The organism is Psychromarinibacter sediminicola (assembly GCF_029168335.1).
Classification (GTDB): domain Bacteria; phylum Pseudomonadota; class Alphaproteobacteria; order Rhodobacterales; family Rhodobacteraceae; genus Psychromarinibacter; species Psychromarinibacter sediminicola.
Genome location: NZ_JARGYC010000074.1, coordinates 1 through 21521 on the forward strand (window position 1 = coordinate 1; position 21521 = coordinate 21521).

A 21521-nucleotide genomic window follows, 5' to 3' on the forward strand; every position below is an offset into this window, starting at 1 on the left:
CGTCGCCCCTTGCCGGGCCGCGCTCTTCGGCTTATGTCCGGTCTCAGGCGGGCACTGCCCTTCCCGTGCAGAGGTCATATTCCGGTGGCCTTTAAATCATTCCGAGGGAGCTGGCTCTGACGGGGTCGTGGCCTCGTTACCTGGCGCCCACCTGTGCAAGCAGGTCCTCGGGAATATCAATCCCTCCACGGTTGCTGGTGGTCCCGCCGCACAGTACCCTCGCCCACGATAGTGAAATGCGAGAATGCCATGTTCTCACGATCCCAGATGGGCTACCGCCCGGTCCCGCTGCCCGACCGGGCCGAACTGACCGACGCCGAGGCGCTGGCCGAGGCCGAAGCGTTCCGCGACCGGATGCGCCAGCGCCATACGGTGCGCGACTACGACACCCGGCCCGTGCCCCGCGCCGTCATCGAGGCCTGCATCGCCGCCGCGGGCACCGCGCCCTCCGGCGCCAACCACCAGCCCTGGCATTTCGCCGCCATCGCCGAGCCGGCGCTGAAGGCGCGCATCCGCCACGAGGCCGAGGCGGAGGAGCGCCGCTTCTACGACGGCGGCGCCGGCGACGAATGGCTCTCGGCGCTGGAGCCCATCGGCACCGACGCCGCCAAGCCGCATCTGCAGGACGCGCCCTGGCTGATCGCCGTCTTCGCCCAGCGCTGGGGCGCGTTCGACGACGGCACGCGGTTCAAGAACTACTACGTGCCCGAAAGCGTCGGCATCGCCACCGGCTTCCTGATCGCGGCGCTGCACCATGCGGGGCTGGTCTGCCTGACCCACACGCCGAACCCGATGAAATTCCTCAACGAGGCCTGCGGCCGCCCCGAGTCGGAAAAGCCGGTGATGATCCTGGCGGTCGGGCACCCGGCGCCGGACGCCACGGTGCCGGCGGTCGCGAAGATCAAGAAGCCGCTGGAGGACATCCTGACCGTCTTCGAGTGACGGGCTTCGAGGGGCGGCGCGCTTGCCCGCGGGCTTGCGGGGCGGGATCCGCCGGGCCTGCGAGGGGCCGGCCCCTCGCGCTCCCCGGAGTATTTCACCCAGGATGAAGGATCAGCGGCGGTCGTCGCGGTGAACCGGGATCGGTACCAGCGCCTCGGCCCGTTCGGGGCTGCGCGTACCGCGGTCGTCGTCGTCCTTTTCCGCCAGGCGCATGATCGAGATGCCGAACTGGACGCCGGAGAAGACGATCCCGTGGAACATCACCAGCAGGAAGGTGGCCAGCAGGCCCACGTCGGAATGGGTCACGAGGTGCCAGAGGTTCGCCACGTTGAACCACAACAGCGCCGCCACGAAGGCGGCGGCGATCAGGAAGCCGATGATCGTGTGACGAATGTAGAAGCGGACGAGCTTGGGCATGGCGATCTCCTATTCGTTACTTCTAAGCTGCGCTTCGGTGCGCAATCGTCAACGCGCAAGATCGCCGCACCGGGCGCCGACGGCGGGGCGTGCCAAATGCGTCACGCCCTCTATACTGGGGCGGAGGGAGAGACCGCATGACCGACAAGACCACGCCGCTGACCCCGTCCGAGGCCCATGGGCTGCGCTATGCGCAGGAGCTGGAGGGGCATCTGACCTGGCTCGACAGCTTCACTTCCGCCGCGCTGGCGGTGCTGGCCGTGGCGTCGGGCATCTATACCTATCTGGGGGTCTCGTCGCTTCTGGACGACAACGGCGCGTTGTCGTTCTTCGCCGCCATGGCCTATTCGATCGCCGTGTCGGTCGGCATCTTCGTGTTCTGGTCCTACATGATGCGGCTTCTGCCGGCGGTGCGGTCCGCGGCGGCGCGGATGGGGCTGTTTCTGTCGATGATGCTGGGCTCGGCCGCCATCGTCGCCATGTCGTCCTGGCTGAATGCCGCGGCGCTGGCGGGGGCGGCTGCGGTGGAGCAGCATCTCGCCAACACCGTCCAACAATACCAGACGTCGCTGGAGCGCGCCCATTCCATCGCCATCTCGGCGCAGGGGCTGGAGCGCGACGTCGCCCGCGTGCGGCAGAGCTTCGAGGACCTGTCGGAGCAGGAGGCGTCGGGGCAGCTCTCGGGCCTTGCCGGGCGCGGCGCGGTGTTCCGGGTGCTGCGGCAGAAGTCCGAGGAGCTGGCCGCGCTCGAGGCGCAGATCCAGGCGCAGGCGCCGGCGGTCGAGGCCGCCTTCGCCGAGGGCAACGCGATCCTGAAGCGGATGCGCGCGCTGACGGTCGAGCCGGGGCCGGTGGAGCAGCGCTCGGTGTCCTTCTCGGAGGAGGCGGTGCGGCTGGCCGGCGTGATCACCACGCTCAGGCAGCTTTCTGTGGCGCCGCTGGTGGTGCGCTCGGCCAACGACCTGTCGGCCTCGGTCGTGCTGCCGGAGGTCAGCGAGATCAGCGGCGAGCAGTCCTCGACCATCGACTCGGTGCTGACCGTGCTGTCGCAGCGGGCGGAAACGCTGCGGCAGGCGGCCGAGGCGGTCATCGCCCTGCCCGCGCCGGCCGACATCACCTATACGCCGATCTCGGCGGCGGACGCGGTCATCATGTATGCCGGGAACTTCGTACCCTCCTGGGCCGGGGCGATCGCCATCGACCTGTTGCCGGCGGTGCTGGTCTTCATCGTGATGGTCACGCAGGCGGCGATCCGGCAGGGCCGCGGGCGTGCCGGGGTGGAGGACACGCTGACGCTGGCCGAGTTCCGCGCCGCGCTGGGGGCGGTGCGCGAGGTGGAACTGGCGCTGGACCGGACGTCGGAGCGGCGGGCGGACTCCGCGGCAGAGGCGAAGGACAAGCCGGACGACGCGAAGGTGCAGCGGTTCAAGGCGGCAGGCGATGAGTAGGATCGGCGCGGCGCGGGCGATCAAGGCGATCCTCGCGCTGCAGATCGGCATCGCCGTTATCCTGTTCGGCCGCGACATCGCGCGCGTGCTGCCGCAGCTGGGCTTCGCCCCCGCGGCGCCCGCGCTGGACGAGCCAGTGGCGCCGGGCGACCAGACGCGGCGCTACGACCCTTCGACGCTGCCCACGCGCCCGTCGCGCCCCGGCACGGACCTGCCGGCCACCGGCGACATGCCCGCGCGGCTGCAGTTCGACCGGGTGGCGGGCACGCCGGGGCTGATGCGGCTGACCGGCACCATCGCACCGGGCGATGCCGAGCGCTTCGCCGACTGGCTGGAAACCACCGGCTTCGTGCCGGAGCGGGTGCAGCTTCACAGCCCCGGCGGCTCCGTCACCGACGCGCTGGAGATCGGGCGCAGCCTCAGGGCGCTCGAGGCGGAGACCGAGGTCGCCTCTGACCGCATCTGCCTCTCCGCCTGCCCCTACGTACTGGCGGCCGGGGTCGCGCGGGTCGTGGGCGAGGACGGCTATGTCGGCGTGCATCAGCACTATTTCGACAAGAATGTCGCGCTGCCCGCCTTCCTGGCCGTCGAGGACATCCAGCGCGGCCAGGGGCTGGTGCTGGAATACCTGGTGGAAATGGGGATCGACCCGCTGGTGATGACCCACGCGCTGGGGACGCCGCCGGGCGAGATCTACATACTGGTCCGCGAGGAACTGGAGGCCTATCGGATGGTCTCCGACGGGGCGGACGCCGATACCGGCTGACGCCTCGGGCGCCCGGTGCCGGCAGGGGCCGTCAGGCCGACCAGGTCGGCCGTCAGGCCGACCATGTGAGCGCCAGGAGCGATGCGCCGGAGGTGATGAAATGCACCCCCACCAGCAGCCCCAGCGCCCAGACGGCCGTGCCCGGCAGGCCGAACATCAGGACGACGCCGAGGACGACCGACAACACGCCGGAGGCGATCATCCAGCCCCAGCCGCGGCGGTCGCGGTTCTGGAGGGCCATCATTACCTCGAAGACGCCCTGCACGGCGAAGACCGCGCCGAGGAACAGGGTCAGGCCGATCAGCCCGGCCAGCGGGAAGAAGGCCAGGTAGACGCCCGCCGCCAGCGACAAGAGGCCGATCAGCGCGTTCCAGAGCGTCGAACTCCAGTCGCGCGTCTGGAAGGCGTGCCACAGGGTGACCGCGCCCGCGATCAGCATCAGCCAGCCGATCACCACTTTCGCCGCGACGCTCGCCACGAAGGGGAACAGAAGCGCGGCCGTGCCGGCGACCAACAGCGCGATGCCGAGGGCGACGAACCAGCCGCGGCGTTCGCGGATCGCGTCCATCACTTCCGGCGAGGCGGCCAGGCCGGTCATGCCGCCGTCGTCGCCGGACGGGCGAGAGCCGTGGGAGCCTTCATCCTGAGGGCGCTCGCCGCTGCCGGGGCTCGCGCCGACCGTTTCGGGACGGGCGGGTTCGTGCCGCGAGGCTTCGGTACGGGTGACGTCCGTCTCGGCCGCCTCGGGGCGGGCCGGTCCGGTCGGGTGCATGTCGGACTTGTGTCCGTCGTCGTCCTGTCGCCTGTCTGCCATGTCGTCCTCCGTGGATTTAAACGGAGAACGCGCGGGCCCGGCCGCCGGTTCCGCGAGACGCGTGGCCGACGCGGCGGTCGTGCTTTGCTAGGGATCAGAGCGGAAGAGACCGAATTGTTCGATAAGTGCTATATTCGCGCAAATTCATCGCAAAAGTAATGCGTGAATATTGATATTGTGAGCGCCCTTACCGAATCTCAGAACGCCTCCGGCTTCGCCTCGCGCGCCATGTGGTCCAGCACCGCGTTCACGAATTTCGGCTCGCGCCCCTCAGGGAAGAACGCCTTCGCCACGTCCACATACTCGGTGATCACCACCCGCGGCGGCGTGTCCGGCGCCATGAACTCGGCGCCGGCGGCGCGGAACAGCGCCCGGAGCGTCGGGTCGATCCGCGCGATGGGCCACTTGGCCACCAGCGCCCGGTCGGTCATCTGGTCAATCCGCGCCTGGTTGTTCACCGCCCGCTCGGTCACGTCGCGGAACAGGTCGGCATCGCCCTCGACCATCTCCTCGCCCGCGACCACCTCGGTGCCGAAGCGATAGTCCTCGAACTCCTTGCGCACCTTCTCGACGCTCTGGCCGGACGCCTCCATCTGGAACAGCGCCTGCACCGCGTAAAGCCGCGCGGCGGATTTCATCTGCCGTCTGCTGGGGGGCTTGGTCATGCCGTGGCCGGCCCCTCGCCGCCGCCGGCGACCCGGTACTCCTCGCTGGCCGGCTTGAAGCCCAGCCCGGATTTCGGCGTCCCCCATTTCCGCGCCAGCGCGATCAGGTGCAGCGCCGCCGCTGCCGCGCCGCCGCCCTTGTTCTGATCCTCGGGATCGGCGCGCACCTCGGCCTGCTTGCGGTTCTCCACCGTCAGGATGCCGTTGCCCACGGCACAGCCCTGCAGGCCCAAAAGCATCAGCCCGCGCGAGGAATCGTTGCACACCGTCTCGTAATGTGTCGTCTCGCCCCGGATCACGCAGCCCAGGCAGACATAGCCGTCGAAATTCGACAGCCGGTGCGCCAGCGCCACCGCGCCCGGCACCTCCAGAGCACCCGGCACCTCGACCAGCTCGTGCTCGGCGCCGACCTTATCCAGCACGGCGCGCGCGCCCGCCACCAGGTCGTCGGCGATGTCGCGGTAGAACGGCGCCACGACGATCAGAAGCTTCACCGGATCCTCGAAGGACGGCAGCGGCAGCTCGTAATGGGTCTCGGATCCGGCCATGCTCACTCCTCGGGGATCGGTCGGGTGTCGACGATGGACAGCCCGTAGCCGTCCAGCCCCACCACCTTCGGCAGGGGCGAATTGGTCAGAAGGATCAGCTCGGACAGGCCCAGCGCCGAGAGGATCTGCGCGCCCAGTCCGTATTGCCGCAGGATCTGCGGGCTGACCTGCCCGTCCGTCACCAGCTTCATCGACGGGTCGCGCAGCATCACCAGCACGCCCCGCCCCTCGCGCGCGATCTCTTGCATCGCGTTGCGCAATTCGTTGGCGGGGTGCGGGCCCAGGCCCAGCGCGTCCTCCAGCGGGTTAAGCGCGTGCATCCGCACCAGCACCGGGTTGCCGTCGGCGATCTCGCCCTTGGACAGCACGATATGCTCGGCGCCCTGCGTCTCGTCGGTGAAGACGCGCATCATCCACTCGCCGCCGAACTCCGAGGTCACGGCCTTCACCGCGCTCTCGTTCACCAGGTTGTCGTGCCGGTGGCGATAGGCGATCAGGTCCGAGATCGTGCCCACCTTCAGCCCGTGCTTCTGCGCGAAGGAGACGAGTTCCGGCAGCCGCGCCATCGAGCCGTCCTCGTTCATGATCTCGCAGATCACCCCCGAGGGGTTCAGCCCGGCCAGCCGCGCGATGTCCACCGCCGCCTCGGTATGGCCCGCGCGCACCAGCACGCCGCCCTCGCGCGCGCGCAGCGGGAACACGTGCCCCGGCGTCGCGATGTCCTGCGCGCCCGTCATCGGGTCGATCGCCACCGAGACCGTGCGCGCCCGGTCATGCGCCGAGATGCCGGTGGTCACGCCCTCGCGCGCCTCGATCGACACGGTGAACGCCGTCTCGTGGCGCGAGGAATTCTGCGAGGCCATCAGCGGCAGGCCCAGCTCCTCGATCCGCGACGACGGCAGCGCCAGGCAGATCAGCCCGCGGCCGTGCATCGCCATGAAGTTGATCGCCTCGGGCGTGGCCATCTGCGCCGGGATCACCAGGTCGCCCTCGTTCTCGCGGTCCTCGTGGTCGACCAGGATGACCATCCGGCCGTTGCGCGCGTCCTCGATGATCTCCTCGACGCCCGAAATCGCGTCGGACCAGTCCCGTTCCACCGGGCCGGGGCTGTCGTATGTCTTGGTCATCGGCCGTCCTGCTGTGAGTCTGCGGCGCCAGATAGCCCATGCGCCCGCGCTTGGCCAGAGAGCGCGGCTATTCGCGGACCGCCCCGCGCCGTGCGACATGGATGAAGGGCGCCGGCGCCGCGACCGGGCCGAAACCGGCCGGGACGGCGGCCGTGTTCAGACCGGCGCGGCCTCTGCGCCGAAGAACCGCTCGGCCGGGACGATCCCGGCGAGCTTCCCCGCCGCGCACCATTCGCGCTCCACCCCGGTGGCCGAGACCAGGACGACGCCGTCGGGCGCCAGCGACCGCGCCCGCAGCGCGGCGCCGATCCGCTCGCGCATCTGCCGCCACGTGCCGGTGAAGCCCGGCGCCGGGCCGACATGTTCGAACAGGTCGGGATTGGCCGCGGTCACGGCTTCGGGAGCCACCGGCGCGTAGACCGCCGCGAGCCGGTCCGCCGCGCCGTCCAGCTCCGTCAGCCGCGCGACCACGGCCGCCGGCACCGTCACCCGCCGCGGCGTCAGTTCCAGCGCGTTGCCCGAGAACAGAAACGCCACCACGTCGTGTCCCGAGGCGGCGCGGATCGAGGCATAGGTGCGGTAGTCCAGCCCCAGCGCCTGCGCCCGCTTCACCCGCAGCCGCACGATCTCCAGCGGCACGGTGTTCGGCATCAGCGCCTTGCGCGCCCGGCCCCAGGCGTGCCGGCGCCAGCCATGGCCGGGCTCCATCGTCGGGCCGCCGTTATGTCCGATCCCGGTCATTCGTACTCCCTCAGCCGCGCGACGTAGCGTGCCATCGTGTCCACTTCCAGGTTCACCGCGTCGCCCGGCGCGATGTCGCCCCAGGTCGTGACCTCCTGCGTGTGCGGGATCAGGTTCACCCCGAAGTCGCGGCCGTCGACCTCGTTCACCGTCAGCGAGGTGCCGTTCAGCGCGATCGAGCCCTTGGGCGCGATGAACCGCGCCAGCGCCTCGGGCGCGCGGAACAGGATGCGGGTGGAGTCGCCCTCGGGCGTGACCGACAGCACCTCGGCCACCCCGTCGACATGGCCCGACACGATATGCCCGCCCAGCTCGTCGCCCACCTTCAGCGCGCGTTCCAGGTTGATCCGCTTGCCCGCCGTCCAGCCGTTGCGGCCGATATTGGTCTTCGACACCGTCTCGGCGCTGATCTCCACGTCGAACCAGCCGCGCGGCGTTTTGCCGGTGGCGATGGCCGTCAGGCAGACCCCGTCGCAAGCGATGGAGGCTCCGATCTCGATGGTCTCGACGTCATAGGCCGTCGTGATCCGGGCCCGCAGGTCGCCGCGCTGCTCGACCTCCAGCACCTCTCCGACATCCGTGACGATCCCCGTGAACATGCGCGCTCCTCTGCCCGACTCCGGCGCCGACCTTGCCGCCGAGCGCCCGAAAGGGCAATAGCCGGGGGCGACGGCCGGAACTGTCTCCGGCACCGAAACGCTGCAGGCCGGACACATCCATGCCCGAAACACCCGTGATATTATCCCTTTATCAACCGGGCGCGCGCATAACCGGGACGGTGACGGAGAGTGAAGGCATGACATCCGGCGAGAACCGGACATTTCTGTTCCTGCAGGGGCCGCACGGGCCCTTCTTCCACCAACTCGGCCGGATGCTGCGCGCCGCGGGGGCCGAGGTCTGGCGCGTGGGGTTTAACGCGGGCGACGAATTCTTCTGGCGCGACCGGCGAAGCTATATTCCCTTCCAGGACACGGCCGAGGCCTGGCCCGACAGGTTCCGCCGCATCGTGGCCGAGCACGGCGTGACCGACATCGTGCTCTACGGCGACGTGCGCCCGACCCATGCGCAGGCCGTCGAGATCGCGACGTCGCTGCAGCTGACCGTGCATGTGTTCGAGGAAGGCTACCTGCGCCCCTACTGGGTCACCTACGAGCGCGGCGGCGCCAACGGCAACTCGGCGCTGATGGGGCTGAGCGTTCCGGACATGCAGCGCGCGCTCGCCCAGGCCGAGCTCGACATCCCCGAGGCCCCGGCGCATTGGGGCGACATGCGCCACCACGTGTTCTACGGCGCCGCCTATCACGGCCTGCTGATGCTGGCCAACCGCCGCTACGGCGGTTTCCAGGCCCATCGCGAGATGACCGTCGTCCAGGAATTCCGCCTCTATCTCAAGCGGTTGCTGCTGATGCCCTGGCTCTGGGCCGACCGAGTGCAGGCCACCTGGCGGGTCAAGACCGGCGGCTTCCCCTATCACCTGGCGCTGCTGCAGCTGGCCCACGATTCAAGCTTCCGCGCCCACAGCCGCTTTGACAGCATGGCCGAATTCCTCGACCTGGTGATCGAGGGCTTCGCCGCCGGGGCGCCCGCCCACCACCACCTGGTGTTCAAGGCCCATCCGCTGGAGGATGGCCGCACGCCGATCCGCGACGACGTGAAACGCCTGGCCCGGACCTATGGCGTGGCCGACCGGGTGCATTTCGTCCGCGGCGGCAAGCTCGCCCAGCTGCTCGACCACGCCCGCAGCGCCGTGACCGTCAATTCCACCGCCGCGCAGCAGGTGCTCTGGCGCGGCCTGCCGATCCGCGTCTTCGGCCGCGCCGTCTATGCCAAGCCGGAATTCGTCTCGACCCAGCGGCTGCCGGAGTTCTTCGCGCATCCCACCCGCCCCGACAACCGCGCCTACCGCGACTATCGCCACTTCCTGCTGGAGACATCGCAGGTCGCCGGCGGCTTCTACTCGGCCCGCGGCCGGCGGCAACTCCTGCGCCAGGTGGTCGACATGATGCTCGCGCAGGAAGACCCCTACGACGCGCTGGAAAAGGGAACAGCGGCACCAAGGCAACAGTTGCGGGTCGTCAAATAGCCCCCTGAACCAAACACGTCTGGCAAATACGGCCTGTTTCCGATACCTTGGCTCAAAAAGCTGAGGCAGAATTACACAGGTCGAGGAGACCGGGCAGTGAAAATCAAGGCATCCCGCTGGGCGCGTGCGGCCGCCCTTTTGGTGTTGGTGGGCTTTACCGCGAGCTGCGGCCTCCCGCGAGTCGGGCCCAACAAGCGTGAAATCTACTCCGGATCGGTCCAGCGCGAGGGCGACGCCTTCATCGTCTCGGTCAACGACCGCGTGACCCGGGCCACCGCGGTGGTCCCGGCCCTGGGCTTCTCGGCGGCGTTCCGCAATGCCGGCATCGTCGGCTCCGACACGATCCGCCCCGGCGATACGCTCGGCCTGACCATCTACGAGAACGTCGACGACGGCCTGCTGGCCGGCCAGGGGCTGAACGCCACGATGCTGGAAGAGGTGCAGGTCGACGGCGCGGGCTTCATCTTCGTGCCCTATGCCGGCCGCATCCGCGCCGCGGGCAACACGCCCGAGGCGATCCGCCGGCTGATCACCGAACGCCTCGCCGACCAGACCCCGGACCCGCAGGTGATGGTCCGCCGCGTCGCCGGCGACGGCGCCACCGTCACCGTGACGGGCGCCGTGACCCAGCAGGGCGTGTTCGCCATCGAACGGCCCACGCGCACCCTCTCGGCCATGCTGGCCCGCGCCGGCGGCGTCGCGGTGGAGCCCGAGACCGCCCGCGTCAAGGTGATCCGCAACGGCCATACCGGCGAGGTCTGGTTCGAGGAGCTGTTCGAGGATCCGCAGGCCGACATCGCCCTGCGCGGCGGCGACCGCGTGCTGGTCGAGGCCGACACCCGCAGCTTCACCGCGCTCGGCGCAACCGGCAACCAGACCCGCGTGCGCTTCGAGACCCAGACGATCAGCGCGATCGAGGCGATCGCCCAGGTCGGCGGCCTGTCGCCCACCACCGGCGACCCCACCGGCGTCTTCATCTTCCGCAACGAGCCCGAAGAGATCGCCAAGCAGGTCCTGGGCCGCACCGACCTGATCGGCGCCCAGCGCCTGGTCTACGTGCTCGACCTGACCGAGCCCAACGGGTTGTTCCTGGCCCGCGACTTCGTGATCCGCGACGGCGACACCGTCTACGTGACCGAGGCGCCCTTCGCGCAATGGTCCAAGGCCCTGTCGGCCGTGTCCGGCACGCTGGGTCTGGCCTCCAGCCTCGCGAGCATCGCGGACAACCTGAACAATAACTAGGGTGGCCGACGGCCGCGAAGACCACAGGGCCGCCGGGACGGAAACGTCCCGGCGGCTTTTCGTTTACAACGGCGGCTTCCTGAAGAACCGCCGCATCCGCCGCATCCTGGCACTGGCCGGCTGGCAGCTGCGCCTCGGCCGCCCCGGCCCCGGCGACTGGGTCGGCGTCTGGGGCCACAGCCCCACCGCCCCGCGCGGCGAGGCCGTGGCCGCCCGCACGGGCGCCCCCCTCCTGCGGGTCGAGGACGCGCTCCTGCGCTCGCTCCATCCCGGCCGCGCCGGCCGCAGCCCGCCCATCGGCCTGCATCTCGACCGGACCGGCGTGCATTTCGATGCGTCGCAGCCCTGCGACCTCGAAACCCTGCTCGCCACGCATCCGCTGGACGACACCCCGCTTCTGGACCGCGCCCGCGCCGCGTCGGAGTGGCTGCGCGAGTCCCATCTGTCGAAATACAACGCCTTCGACCCCGCCCTGCCGGTCCCCAAGGCGCCCTATGTGCTGGTCATCGACCAGACCCGCGGCGACGCCTCGATCACCCATGGCGGCGCGACACCGGCCACCTTCCGCGAGATGCTGGTGGCGGCGCTGGAGGAAAGCCCCGGCGCCCGCATCGTCGTCAAGAGCCACCCCGAAACCCGCGCCGGCCACCGCCCCGGCCATTTCGGGCCGGAGGATGCGACCGACCGCGTCACGCTGCTCACCGACCCGGTCAGCCCCTGGACCCTGATGGAGGGCGCGGTGGCGGTCTATACCGTGTCGTCCGGGCTCGGGGCCGAGGCGATCCATGCCGGCCACCGCCCCCGCGTCTTCGGCCAGCCCTTCTATGCCGGCTGGGGCCTGACGCAGGACGAGGCGGCCTTCCCCCGGCGCGGCCGCAACCTGACCCGCGCCCAGCTCTTCGCCGCGGCGATGATCCTCTATCCCACCTGGTACGACCCGTTCCGCGACCGGCTCTGCACGCTGGAAGAGGCGATCGCCGCGCTGGAGGCCGAGGCCCATGCCTGGCGCGCCGACCGCCACGGCTATGTCGCCGTCGGCATGCGCCTGTGGAAGCGGCGCCCGCTGCAGCAGGTCTTCGGCGGCACGCGCCGGATGCGCTTTGCCGACGATCCCGCCCGCGCCGCCGCATTGGCCGCGCGCGACGGCCGCCGCCTGATGGTCTGGGCCGGCCGCGAGACGCCGGAGCTCGCCCGGGCCGCCAGCGAGGAGGGCCTGCAAGGGACCGACGAGCGCTCTGACGGGCGCCCTGGCCTGCTGCGCGTCGAGGACGGTTTCCTGCGCTCCCGCGGCCTCGGCGCCGAGCTGGTGCCGCCGCTATCGCTCGTTCTCGACGACACCGGCATCTACTACGACCCGACCCGCCCCAGCCGGCTGGAGCGCTGCGTGGCCGAGGCCGCGCGGCTCTCCCCCACCCGCCTGCATCGCGCCGAGCGCCTGATCGCCCGCCTCACCGCCGCACGCCTGTCGAAATACAACCTCGCGTCCGCGACGCTCCCCGACCTCCCCGCCGGGCATCGCATCCTGGTGCCGGGCCAGGTCGAGGACGACGCCTCGATCCTCAAGGGCACCGGCGACGTCTCTACCAACCGCGCCCTGCTGGAGGCCGCCCGCGCGGCCCATCCCGACGCCGTCCTTCTCTACAAGCCGCACCCGGACGTCGAGGCCGGCCTGCGCCCCGGCGCCCTGCCGCCCGAGGCCACGGCCGCGGCCGACATGGTCCTCTCCCACGCCGACCCGGTCGCGCTGATCGAGGCGGTGGACGAGATCTGGACCATGACCTCGCTTCTGGGCTTCGAGGCGCTCTTACGCGGCCGCCCGGTCACCTGCCTCGGCGCACCGTTCTACGCCGGCTGGGGCCTGACCACCGATCTCGGCCCCGTCCCGGCCCGCCGCCAGGCCCGCCCGACGCGCCCGGCGCTGGCCCACGCCGCGCTCATCGCCTATCCGCGTTACCACGACCCCGTCACCGGCCGCTCCTGCCCGGCCGAAGTGGTGGTCGACCGCCTTGAAGCGGGTATCCCGGCCCGCCGCGGCCCGCTGAACCGCGGGCTGTCGAAGCTGCAGGGGCTCTTCGCCTCGATGGCCTGGCTTTGGCGGTGACCGTCTGAGAAATGAGCGCCTGCGGCGCACGCTTATGCGTTCGTTGGGGGGCCAGCCCCCCAACCCCCCCGGGATATTTCCGACCAGAAGAAGTCCTGTTAGCGCTATATATAATGGAATCAGGGTGTTAATAGGGCGTCCAACCTCGGACACTAGCTGGTGCGCCGGATCCTCCGGCTCACCCAGCCGACCATCACCACGGCGAACATGATCCGCGCCAGGTGATGCGCCGTCACGATCACCGGGCTGGCATCGAGGCTCAGCGCGATCAGCGCCATCTCGGTCATGCCCCCCGGTGCGAAGCTCACGAACAGGGGCTCGAACCCCTCGGGCGTGGCCCGCGTCAGCCCCGCCGCCACGCCCGCGCCGATCACCAGCATCCCGGCCACCGAGACGAGCCCCAGCCCGAAGGCCTTGCCGAGCACCCGGCCGCTGGCCCCCGCGAACTGCGCGCCCAGCCCGGCGCCCACCACGAGCTGCGCCGTCCATAACAGCCAGGGCGGCGGGTGCAGCGCCACCGCCCCCGCCAGCTGCAGCCCCCCGCAGACCACCAGCGGCCCCATCAGCTGCCCTGCCGGCAGGTGCAGCCGCCGCCCGACCCAAAGCCCCGCCGGCGCCAGCACCGCGATCAGCACCAGGTCGGTCCAGGCCGAGGGCCCATTGTCCAGCGCCTGGCCCGCCGAGCTTCCCACCGCCTCGCCGCCCAGCCACAGAAACAGCATCGGCACCGTCACCACCACCAGGATGATCCGCGCGAAGTGCTGGACCGTCAGCACCTTCACGTCGGCGCCGGCCTTCTCGCCCATGGTGATCGCCTCGATCAGCCCGCCCGGCATCGCGCCATAGGTCGCCGTCGTCCGGTCGTACCGCCCCAGCCCGCGCAGCACGAAATAGCCGTAGGCGTGGGAAACGACGACGAACCCCGTCACCGCAAGAAAGGACGGCCAGAGCACCGGGAAGAGCGGCAGCAGGTCCGGCGTGAACCGGCTGCCGATCATCACCCCGATCACGCCGACGAAGAAGAACCGCAGCGGCCGGGGAAAGGCCACCTCGCGTCCGAGCTGCCCCCAGGCGATCGTGTAGGCCGCGCTGAACGTCAGGCTGCCGATCATGTAGGGCATCGGCACCCCGATCCAGGCCGCGAGCGTACCCCCCGCGGCGCCCAGCAGCAGCAGGACGCCGGTATCGATCCAGTCCGTGCGTGTCATGCGGCCATATCGCCCGGAACCGCGCGGGGATACCAGCGGATTCAGGCGTAGCCCACGCCCTGCACCTTCACGAAGAGCGAATAGAGCGACTTCGCCGCGGCCATGAACAGCCGCGTCCGGTGCGGCCCGCCGAAGCACAGGTTGGCGCAGCGCTCTGGCAGGTGGATATGGCCGATCGCCGTGCCGTCCGGCGCGAAGACCCGCACGCCGTCCAGGCCCTCGCCCAGGCCCCAGCCGGCCCAGAGGTTGCCCTGCACGTCGCAGCGGAACCCGTCCGGCGTGCCGTTGCCGCCGGCATCCACGAAGACCCGCCCGTTCTCGGCCCCGCGCCCGTCGGCCGTGACGTCGAAGACATGGATGCGCCGCGGCTGCGCGCCGGATTCCACCAGGTACAACCGGTCCTCGCCGGGCGAGAAGCACAGCCCGTTCGGCTGGACGATCCCCTCGATCACCACGGTCATCTCGCCGGTCTCGCCGTCGATGCGGTAGACGTTGGTGGGCAGTTCCGGCTCGGCCACGCCGCCCTCGTAATGGCTGAGGATGCCGAAGGTCGGGTCGGAGAACCAGACCGAGCCGTCGGACTTCACCACCACGTCGTTCGGCGCGTTCAGCCGCTTGCCCTCGAAGCTGTCGGCCAGCACCGTCCGCGTCCCGTCGATCTCGGTGCGCACCACCGCCCGCGCCGCGTGCTGGCAGGAGATCAGCCGCCCCTGCCGGTCGCGCGTGTTGCCGTTGGTATGCCCGCCCCTGCGATAGACGGACACCGCGCCGGTCTCCTCCTCCCAGCGCAGCATCCGGTCGTTCGGGATGTCCGACCACAGAAGGCAGCGCTGGTCGCCGAACCACACCGGCCCCTCGCCCCAGCGGGTGCCCTCGTAGAGCCGCTCGACCCGGGCATGCCACAGGATCAGGCCGCGGAAGCGTTCGTCGAGCACTTCGACGGACGGGTCGGGATAGCGTTCCGACGGGGTCCACATGGGCGATACCTCCTCCATGCCGGCACGCTAGAGCAAGGCGGGCCGGGGATAAACCGGGCCCGGACCGACGCGCGACCGCGCGGCGAAACCGCTTAGAACGGCAGCCCGACGTAGTTCTCCGCCAGCGACCCCAGCGCCTTGTCCGACGAGAACAGGTAGTCCAGGTCGGTCTGCTGCAGCCGCTGGTCGTAGGAGATCGCGTCCGGGAAGCTGTGCATCAGCATGGTCATCCACCAGGAGAACCGCTGCGCCTTCCACACCCGCGCCAGCGCCTTCTGCGAATAGGTCTCCAGCCCCGTATCGTCGCCGTTCAGGTAGTGGTCCACCATCGCGTGATAGAGATAGTAGATATCGGAAGCCGCCGAGTTCAGCCCGCGCGCCCCGGTCGGCGGCACGATATGCGCCGCATCGCCGGCCAGGAACAGGTTGCCATAGCGCATCGGCTCGGCCACGAAGCTGCGCAGCGGCGCGATGGACTTCTCGATCGACGGGCCGGTCTCCATCCGGTCGGCGACCTCCTGCGGCAGCCGCGCCTTCAGTTCGGCCCAGAACGCCGCGTCCGGCCAGTCCTCGACGCTGTCGGTCAGCGGCACCTGGATGTAATAGCGCGACAGCACCTGGCTGCGCAGCGAACACAGGGCGAAGCCGCGGGGATGCTTGGCATAGATCAGCTCGGGGCTGACCGGCTTGGTGCGGCTCAGCACGCCCAGCCAGCCGAACGGATAGACCTTCTCGTGCTCTTTCAGGACGGACCGGGGGATCGCCTTGCGCGACGGCCCGTGGAACCCGTCGGCGCCGATGATGTAGTCGCAGTCGATGCGGACGATCTCGTCGCCGTCGCGATAGGTGACGTAAGGTGCCTTGCCGTCGATGTCGTGCAGCGCCACGTCCTCGACATTGTGGATCACCTTGCCCTGCATCCGGTCGCGCGCCTCGTAGAGATCGCGGGTCAGCTCGGTCTGGCCGTAGACCACCACCGAGGAGCCGCCGGAGTATTTCTTCAGGTCCACCCGGTCCAGCTGTCCGTCATGGGCGATGTAGAACCCGTCATGGATCTCGCCCTCGCGGTCCATCCGCTCGCCGCATTGCGCCTCGCGCATCAGCTCGGCGAAGCCGTGCTCCAGCACCCCGGCGCGGATGCGGCCCAGCACGTATTCGCGGCTGTGCTTTTCCAGCACGACCGTGTCGATGCCCTTCAGGTGCAGAAGCTGCGACAGCATCAGCCCCGACGGGCCGCCGCCGATGATGCAGACCTGGGTTTTCATGTGCGTTTCTCCTCCTTCGTGTCGCCGTCTGTCTAGCGCAGCGGGGGCCGTTTCCCCATGGACCGGACGGGCCAATACTTGTACGCATCGGACATGACAGCCCCCGATCCGATCCAGACCTACAACCTGTTCGGCGAATCTGCCGACCTGCCCGACGTGGTGCATTGCGAGACGATCCAGACCCGCTCGCGCCTGCACGACTGGGAATTCGCCCCGCATCGCCATGCGCGGCTGCACCAGGTGCTGTTCGTGGAGTCCGGCGGCGGCCGGGCGAGCCTCGACGGGGCGGCGCTGGCGCTGGTGCCGGGGGTCGTTCTGAACATCCCCGTCGGCATCGTGCATGGGTTCCGCTTCGACCCCGGGACACAGGGTCTGGTGGTCACGCTGGCGGCCGAGATCCTCGACGAGGCGCTGCAGCCCGGCGAGGGGCTGCGCCCGGTGCTGAACCGCGCCGCCCTGTTGCGCGCGCCCGCGGACGCGGTGGAGACGATGCGCGGGATCGCCGCCGAGTTCCCCGGCCGCGGCTTCGCCCGGGCGCAGGTGCTGCGGTCGTTGGCCGGCCTGCTACTTGGACAGATCGCACGCGCGCTCGCCGCGACCCGGCCGGACGGCGATGCGCCGGGCGCCCCGGACCTTCTGACACGCTTCGAGGCGCTCGTGGAGGCGCATTACACCGAGCACTGGCCCGTCGCCGACTATGCCGCCGCGCTGGCGGTCAGCCCGACGCATCTCAGCCGCGTGGCGCGCACGGCCACCGGCCGCCCCGCCAGCGCGCTGATCGAGGAGCGGCTGATCCGCGAGGCGCGGCGCAACCTCGTCTATACCAACCTGCCGGTCTCGACCGTCGCCTATGCGCTGGGCTTCGCGGACCCGGCCTATTTCAGCCGGGTGTTCTCGCGCGCGACCGGCCTCTCGCCGCGCGCCTTCCGCCGGCGCAGCCAGAGCAGCTGAACGCGCGAGAAAGCCCGCACGGGCTGCCGAGCGCTCAGCGCAGCCGGTGCCGGTTCAGCCAGTCCGCGATCGCCGCAGCCGTCTCGTCCGGCTTTTCCACCGGCAGGAAATGCCCGGCGCCAGCGACCTCCACCACCTTCGCCGGCCCCGCGACCAGGTCTGCGATCTCCTCGTGCTGTGCCCGCGGCGCCCAGCCGTCGGTCGCGCCCACCAGTAGCAGCACGGGACAGGTCACATCGCCCAGCGACGCGCCCGCGTCGGGCCGCCCGATCAGGGCGCGGATCTGCCGGGCGTGCTGGTCCGGCCCGGCGGCCAGGATCATCTCGCGCAGGTCGTCCATCAGCGCCGTATCGCCGTGCCGGCCGGGGTCCACCATCGGCGGCAGCCAGTCCGCGACCAGCGCCTCCATGTCGCGATGGCCGAGCGCGACCTTGGCCAGCCGCTTCTCCGCCTCCCCCGGCCCCAGCGGCCGATACCCGGTATCGGCCAGCACCAGCCCGCGCATCCGCTCCGGCGCGATCCGCGCCATCTCCATCGCGACGCGGCCGCCCATGGAATGGCCCACCGGGATCACCGATCCCGCGGCCTGCGCCAGGACGCCTTCGGCCATGTCGGTGATCCTCTCCGGCCCGGAGACGTCGGCGATCACGAAGGCGCCGCCGACCCGCTCCGCCACCGGCCGCCACACCCGCGCATCCGAGGCCAGCCCCGGCACGTAAACCAACGTCATCGCGTCGTCCCCAACAGAAAAAGCCCCGGCACGATGGCCGGGGCGTTCGGGGACTTCAAGCGCTCAGGCCGCGCATTCCAGCAGAAGCGTGCCCGCGGCGGTGTTGGAGATCGGAATGTGGTAGTTGCGGGTGATCTCGGTCACGTCGTCGCCCAGCGCGCCGCGCATCATCATCCACATCAGGAACTCGGTGCCCTGCGCGCCGGCCTTCTCGACGAGCTCCATCCGCGTCACCTTGGTCAGCTCTTCCGGGTTCGACACGATGTTCTCCAGACAGTACTGGTCGAACTCCTTGTTGATGAACCCGGCGCGCTGCCCGTCCAGCTGATGGCTCAGCCCGCCGGTCCCCAGGATCACGATCTTCGCGTCTTCCGGGAAGGACCGCAGCGCCTTGCCCAGCGCGCGGCCGAATTCCAGCGCGCGCGCCAGCGTCGGGATCGGGTGCTGCACCGTGTTGGCGCTGATCGGCACCGTCTTCGGCATGTCCGGGTTGTGCGGCGCGCCCGGCCAGAACAGCTGCATCGGCACCACGAAGCCGTGATCGACCGCCAGCTCCTGGCACGAGGTGATGTCGAAGTGATCGGCCACCATCGACTCGATGATGTGCCAGCTCAGCTCCGGCGCCCCCGGGAACGGGTCGAGCGACGGCAGCCCCCAGCCCTCGTCCTCGTTGCGGTACTCGTGCGCCGCGCCGATGGCGAAGGTCGGCATCCGGTCCAGGAAGAAGCCCAGCCCGTGGTCGTTGTAGATGTTGATGCAGTAGTCCGGCTTGTGCTCCTTGATCCAGGCATGGACCTTCGGATAGCCGTCGAAGAAGGGCTTCCAGTACGGATCGTCGTACAGTTCCTTCTGGATCGCATTGCCCACCGCGGGGATATGCGACGTGGTGATGCCGCCAAGTACAGTTGCCATTGCCGCCTCCCTTACGCCTGGCTCTTCAGGTAGTCCTGGAATTCCTCGGTGGTGCGCCCGGTCTGCAGCCCGCCCACGTCCTGCACGCTCAGCTTGAAGATGCCGGCGAGCTTGGCGAGGTAGTAGATGTTGCCGCCCTCCTCGATCATCTTCAGGATGTCGCGGTCGCGGATCGCCTGCTTCTGCCCCTCGTTCAGGCCGTATTTCTCCATCCAGCCTTCTTCGTCCGCCTTGAACCCTTCGCGGTTCTCGGCTCGGTTGAAGTCGTAGCACATCTTGTTCAGCGCATAGCCCTTCATCGCCTGCTTGCCGTCGAAGATCGTCGTGCCGGGGATGTCGATATGATAGTCGTAACCAGGTTGGTCCATCGTCTCCTCCTGCGGTTTTCACGTCCTTCGCATGGAATCCCGCTTGCCCGTTTGACCTGGATCAAGCGGCCCGGCCCGGCGGCGCGAATCGAATATAGGGAACGGAAAACTTATACCGCCGGGTGGCCCGCAAACCCTTTAACGCGCGAACAAAAAAGCCCTTCCCGACCGGCTGCCGGGAAGGGCGTGAATAACAGGGCCGTATGACCGGGCGCCGCCGCTAGCGCGCCCAGTAGAGCCGCATCGGGTTGTCCACCAGGAGCTTCTGCCGCAACTCTTCCGTCCGCGCGATCCGCGGGATGAAATCCACCAGCACCCCGTCGTCGGGCATGTGCGATTTCATGTTCGGATGCGGCCAGTCGGTGCCCGACAGCACCCGGTCCGGGAACCTCTCGACGATGGCCTGCGCATAAGGCACGACGTCGTCATAGGGCGGCCCCTGCTTGGTCAGCCGCTCGGGGCAGGTCACTTTCGACCACATCGTCTCGCACTCATCCAGCAAGTTGATGAAGCGCTGGAAATCCGGATGATCGACGCCCTTGTCCACCTCGGGCCGGGCCATGTGGTCGAAGACCAGCGGGGTCGGCAGCTGTTTCAGGAACGGGATCAGCTCTTCCAGATCCTGCGCCTCCAGGTAGACGACGATGTGCCAGTCCAGCTCCTTGATCTTGTCGGCGATGGTCAGGAAGGTCTCGCGCGGGGTCGAGTCCACCAGCCGCTTGACGAAGTTGAACCGCACGCCGCGCACGCCGGCCTCGTCCATCTCGGTCAGTTCGTCCATGGTGATGTCCGGCCCGACCGACGCGATCCCCCGCGCCCTGTCGCCGGCGGCGCGGCAGGCATCCACCATCGCGCGGTTGTCCTTGCCGTGGCAGGTCGCCTGCACGATCACGTTGCGCTCGAAGCCCAGGAAATCGCGCAATTCGAACAGCTTGTCCTTGCCGGCATCGCAGGGCGTGTACTTGCGCTCCGGCGCGAACGGGAATTCATCCTTCGGCCCGAAGACATGGCAATGCGCGTCCACCGCGCCGGCAGGCAGCTTGAAATCCGGTTTCTTCGGGTTGGGGTGAAACACCAGCCAGTCCGGATCCATCACCTGTTCCTCGCTCATGCGAACACCTCTCCATCCATCAGTTTCCGCGCCGTGCGCAGGATCGCCGCCGAGGCGACCTCGCCATTGTTGTCCAGCGTCGCCACCACGGTCATCTCGCCGGTCGGATGCTCTACAGACAGCGTCCGCGTCCCGCCCTCGCCCCGCTCCGCCAACTCGTAGGCGGGCGAGCCCTCGATCAGGCAGGCGGTGGCGACGGACACCGCCCCCAGCACCCCGATGGTCTTGTGACAGCGATGCGGAATGAAGGTCCGCGTCGCGATCGCGCCCCCGTCCCGCGGTGCACTCACCATGGTCATCTTCGGCACCGATTTCTCGGAAACATCGCCGAGGTTCATCATCGGGCCACAGGCCAGCCGGATCGCCTCCAGCTTCGCCCGCAGGTACTCGTTCGCCTCCAGCGCCTCCGGCGTCTCCTCGCCCGAGATCCCCATGTCCGAGGCGCGCATCACGACACAGGGCATCCCGTTGTCGATCATCGTCACCTCGACGCCCTCGACCACGTCGCACGCCTTCCCGGTCGGCAACAGCGCCCCGCAGGACGACCCGGCCGTGTCCTCGAACTCCACCGGCACCGGCGCCGCGCCGCCCGGCACGCCGTCGATCCGCGCGTCCCCCTCATACGACACCACGCCGCCCGGCGTCTGCACCGTCTCCACGGCCACCTGCCCGGTATTCTCCATGAAGATCGCCACGCGCGTCTCGCCCTCCTGCGCCGGCACCAGCCCGCGCTCGATGGCGAAGGGCCCCACGCCCGCCAGGATATTCCCGCAATTCTGCGCATCCGTCACGATGGGCCGGTCGACGAAGACCTGCAGGAACAGATAGTCCACGTCGACCCCGTCGCGCTCCGACCGCTTCACCACGGCCACCTTCGAGGTCAGCGGGTCCGCCCCGCCCATCCCGTCGATCTGTCGCACGTCCGGAGAGCCCATCACCCGCAGCAGAAACGCATCCCGGTCTTCGGGCAGGTCCCCGGCCAGGAAATACCCGCCCTTCGAGGTCCCGCCCCGCATCCACATGCAGCGTACACCCTCAGACATGGGCACTCCTCCCATCTTCTTCTCGTTGCAAATACGCCGGGGGGTCTGGGGGGCAGCGCCCC

Annotated in this window: 22 protein-coding genes; 7 read left to right on the forward strand and 15 right to left on the reverse strand. The window is 69.6% G+C overall.

The annotated features are described in order from the left end of the window. The first annotated feature begins 249 nt into the window (after positions 1 to 249). Positions 250 to 942 (forward strand): nitroreductase family protein, encoded by a 693-nt coding sequence (locus tag P1J78_RS20160; protein ID WP_275569195.1) that lies wholly within the window; start codon positions 250 to 252, stop codon positions 940 to 942. Between the two features lie 111 nt (positions 943 to 1053). Here P1J78_RS20160 and P1J78_RS20165 read toward each other — a convergent pair whose 3' ends face one another. Further along, complete coding sequence (locus tag P1J78_RS20165) at positions 1054 to 1359, reverse strand: hypothetical protein (RefSeq protein WP_275569196.1); 306 nt, start codon at positions 1357 to 1359, stop codon at positions 1054 to 1056. A 137-nt stretch (positions 1360 to 1496) separates the two neighbouring features. Between P1J78_RS20165 and P1J78_RS20170 the strand changes: the two genes are divergently transcribed. Beyond that, a complete protein-coding gene (locus P1J78_RS20170) occupies positions 1497 to 2807 on the forward strand; it encodes a hypothetical protein (protein WP_275569197.1) in 1311 nt (436 codons plus the stop codon). Further along, a complete protein-coding gene (locus P1J78_RS20175; RefSeq protein WP_275569198.1) occupies positions 2800 to 3573 on the forward strand; it encodes a COG3904 family protein in 774 nt (257 codons plus the stop codon). Before P1J78_RS20170 ends, P1J78_RS20175 begins: the two co-directional genes overlap by 8 nt. Positions 3574 to 3625: 52 nt before the next feature. On the opposite strand, the gene P1J78_RS20180 is transcribed toward P1J78_RS20175, so the two are convergent. From P1J78_RS20180 to P1J78_RS20205, 6 genes are all read right to left on the reverse strand, one after another. Continuing rightward, positions 3626 to 4387, reverse strand: a complete 762-nt coding sequence (locus tag P1J78_RS20180) for an HdeD family acid-resistance protein (protein WP_275569199.1) — start codon at positions 4385 to 4387, stop codon at positions 3626 to 3628. Between the two features lie 197 nt (positions 4388 to 4584). Continuing rightward, the gene (gene nusB / locus P1J78_RS20185; RefSeq protein ID WP_275569200.1) at positions 4585 to 5052 is read right to left on the reverse strand and encodes a transcription antitermination factor NusB; all 468 of its coding nucleotides are present in this window, start codon (positions 5050 to 5052) and stop codon (positions 4585 to 4587) included. Next, positions 5049 to 5600 (reverse strand): 6,7-dimethyl-8-ribityllumazine synthase, encoded by a 552-nt coding sequence (locus P1J78_RS20190; protein WP_275569201.1) that lies wholly within the window; start codon positions 5598 to 5600, stop codon positions 5049 to 5051. The genes nusB and P1J78_RS20190 overlap by 4 nt, the downstream gene beginning before the upstream one ends. Before the next feature lie 2 nt (positions 5601 to 5602). Next, positions 5603 to 6727: a 3,4-dihydroxy-2-butanone-4-phosphate synthase gene (gene ribB / locus P1J78_RS20195; RefSeq protein ID WP_275569202.1), complete on the reverse strand. Its 1125-nt coding sequence runs from the start codon at positions 6725 to 6727 to the stop codon at positions 5603 to 5605. A 156-nt stretch (positions 6728 to 6883) separates the two neighbouring features. Further along, positions 6884 to 7468, reverse strand: coding sequence for a hypothetical protein (locus tag P1J78_RS20200; RefSeq protein WP_275569203.1), 585 nt, complete (start codon positions 7466 to 7468; stop codon positions 6884 to 6886). Beyond that, positions 7465 to 8067: a riboflavin synthase gene (locus P1J78_RS20205; protein ID WP_275569204.1), complete on the reverse strand. Its 603-nt coding sequence runs from the start codon at positions 8065 to 8067 to the stop codon at positions 7465 to 7467. Before P1J78_RS20205 ends, P1J78_RS20200 begins: the two co-directional genes overlap by 4 nt. 197 nt (positions 8068 to 8264) lie before the next feature. On the opposite strand from P1J78_RS20205, the gene P1J78_RS20210 reads away from it, so the two are divergent. From P1J78_RS20210 to P1J78_RS20220, 3 genes are all read left to right on the forward strand, one after another. After that, a complete protein-coding gene (locus tag P1J78_RS20210; RefSeq protein ID WP_275569205.1) occupies positions 8265 to 9551 on the forward strand; it encodes a capsule polysaccharide biogenesis protein in 1287 nt (428 codons plus the stop codon). Positions 9552 to 9647: 96 nt separating this feature from the next. After that, positions 9648 to 10793, forward strand: a complete 1146-nt coding sequence (locus P1J78_RS20215; RefSeq protein WP_374213375.1) for a polysaccharide biosynthesis/export family protein — start codon at positions 9648 to 9650, stop codon at positions 10791 to 10793. Between the two features lies 1 nt (position 10794). Next, the gene (locus P1J78_RS20220) at positions 10795 to 12894 is read left to right on the forward strand and encodes a capsule polysaccharide biogenesis protein (RefSeq protein WP_275569206.1); all 2100 of its coding nucleotides are present in this window, start codon (positions 10795 to 10797) and stop codon (positions 12892 to 12894) included. A gap of 152 nt (positions 12895 to 13046) precedes the next feature. On the opposite strand, the gene P1J78_RS20225 is transcribed toward P1J78_RS20220, so the two are convergent. The 3 genes from P1J78_RS20225 to pobA form a co-directional block, all read right to left on the reverse strand. Further along, positions 13047 to 14102, reverse strand: coding sequence for an AbrB family protein (locus P1J78_RS20225; RefSeq protein WP_275569207.1), 1056 nt, complete (start codon positions 14100 to 14102; stop codon positions 13047 to 13049). Positions 14103 to 14143: 41 nt separating this feature from the next. Next, a complete protein-coding gene (locus tag P1J78_RS20230) occupies positions 14144 to 15079 on the reverse strand; it encodes an SMP-30/gluconolactonase/LRE family protein (protein ID WP_275569208.1) in 936 nt (311 codons plus the stop codon). Positions 15080 to 15171: 92 nt separating this feature from the next. Then, positions 15172 to 16344: a 4-hydroxybenzoate 3-monooxygenase gene (gene pobA, locus P1J78_RS20235; RefSeq protein WP_275569209.1), complete on the reverse strand. Its 1173-nt coding sequence runs from the start codon at positions 16342 to 16344 to the stop codon at positions 15172 to 15174. Positions 16345 to 16437: 93 nt separating this feature from the next. Between pobA and P1J78_RS20240 the strand changes: the two genes are divergently transcribed. Further along, entirely contained in the window at positions 16438 to 17295 is an 858-nt protein-coding gene (locus P1J78_RS20240) for a helix-turn-helix domain-containing protein (RefSeq protein WP_275569210.1), read from the forward strand. 34 nt (positions 17296 to 17329) lie between these two features. Here P1J78_RS20240 and P1J78_RS20245 read toward each other — a convergent pair whose 3' ends face one another. The 5 genes from P1J78_RS20245 to P1J78_RS20265 form a co-directional block, all read right to left on the reverse strand. Beyond that, on the reverse strand, positions 17330 to 18025 hold the full coding sequence (locus tag P1J78_RS20245) for an alpha/beta fold hydrolase (protein ID WP_275569211.1): 696 nt from the start codon (positions 18023 to 18025) through the stop codon (positions 17330 to 17332). A 63-nt stretch (positions 18026 to 18088) separates the two neighbouring features. After that, positions 18089 to 18937: a class III extradiol dioxygenase family protein gene (locus tag P1J78_RS20250; protein ID WP_275569212.1), complete on the reverse strand. Its 849-nt coding sequence runs from the start codon at positions 18935 to 18937 to the stop codon at positions 18089 to 18091. 11 nt (positions 18938 to 18948) lie between these two features. Then, entirely contained in the window at positions 18949 to 19305 is a 357-nt protein-coding gene (locus tag P1J78_RS20255) for a protocatechuate 4,5-dioxygenase subunit alpha (protein WP_275569213.1), read from the reverse strand. A 220-nt stretch (positions 19306 to 19525) separates the two neighbouring features. Next, a complete protein-coding gene (locus tag P1J78_RS20260; protein WP_275569214.1) occupies positions 19526 to 20416 on the reverse strand; it encodes an amidohydrolase family protein in 891 nt (296 codons plus the stop codon). Continuing rightward, on the reverse strand, positions 20413 to 21459 hold the full coding sequence (locus P1J78_RS20265) for a 4-oxalomesaconate tautomerase (protein ID WP_275569215.1): 1047 nt from the start codon (positions 21457 to 21459) through the stop codon (positions 20413 to 20415). The genes P1J78_RS20260 and P1J78_RS20265 overlap by 4 nt, the downstream gene beginning before the upstream one ends. Positions 21460 to 21521 lie beyond the last annotated feature (62 nt).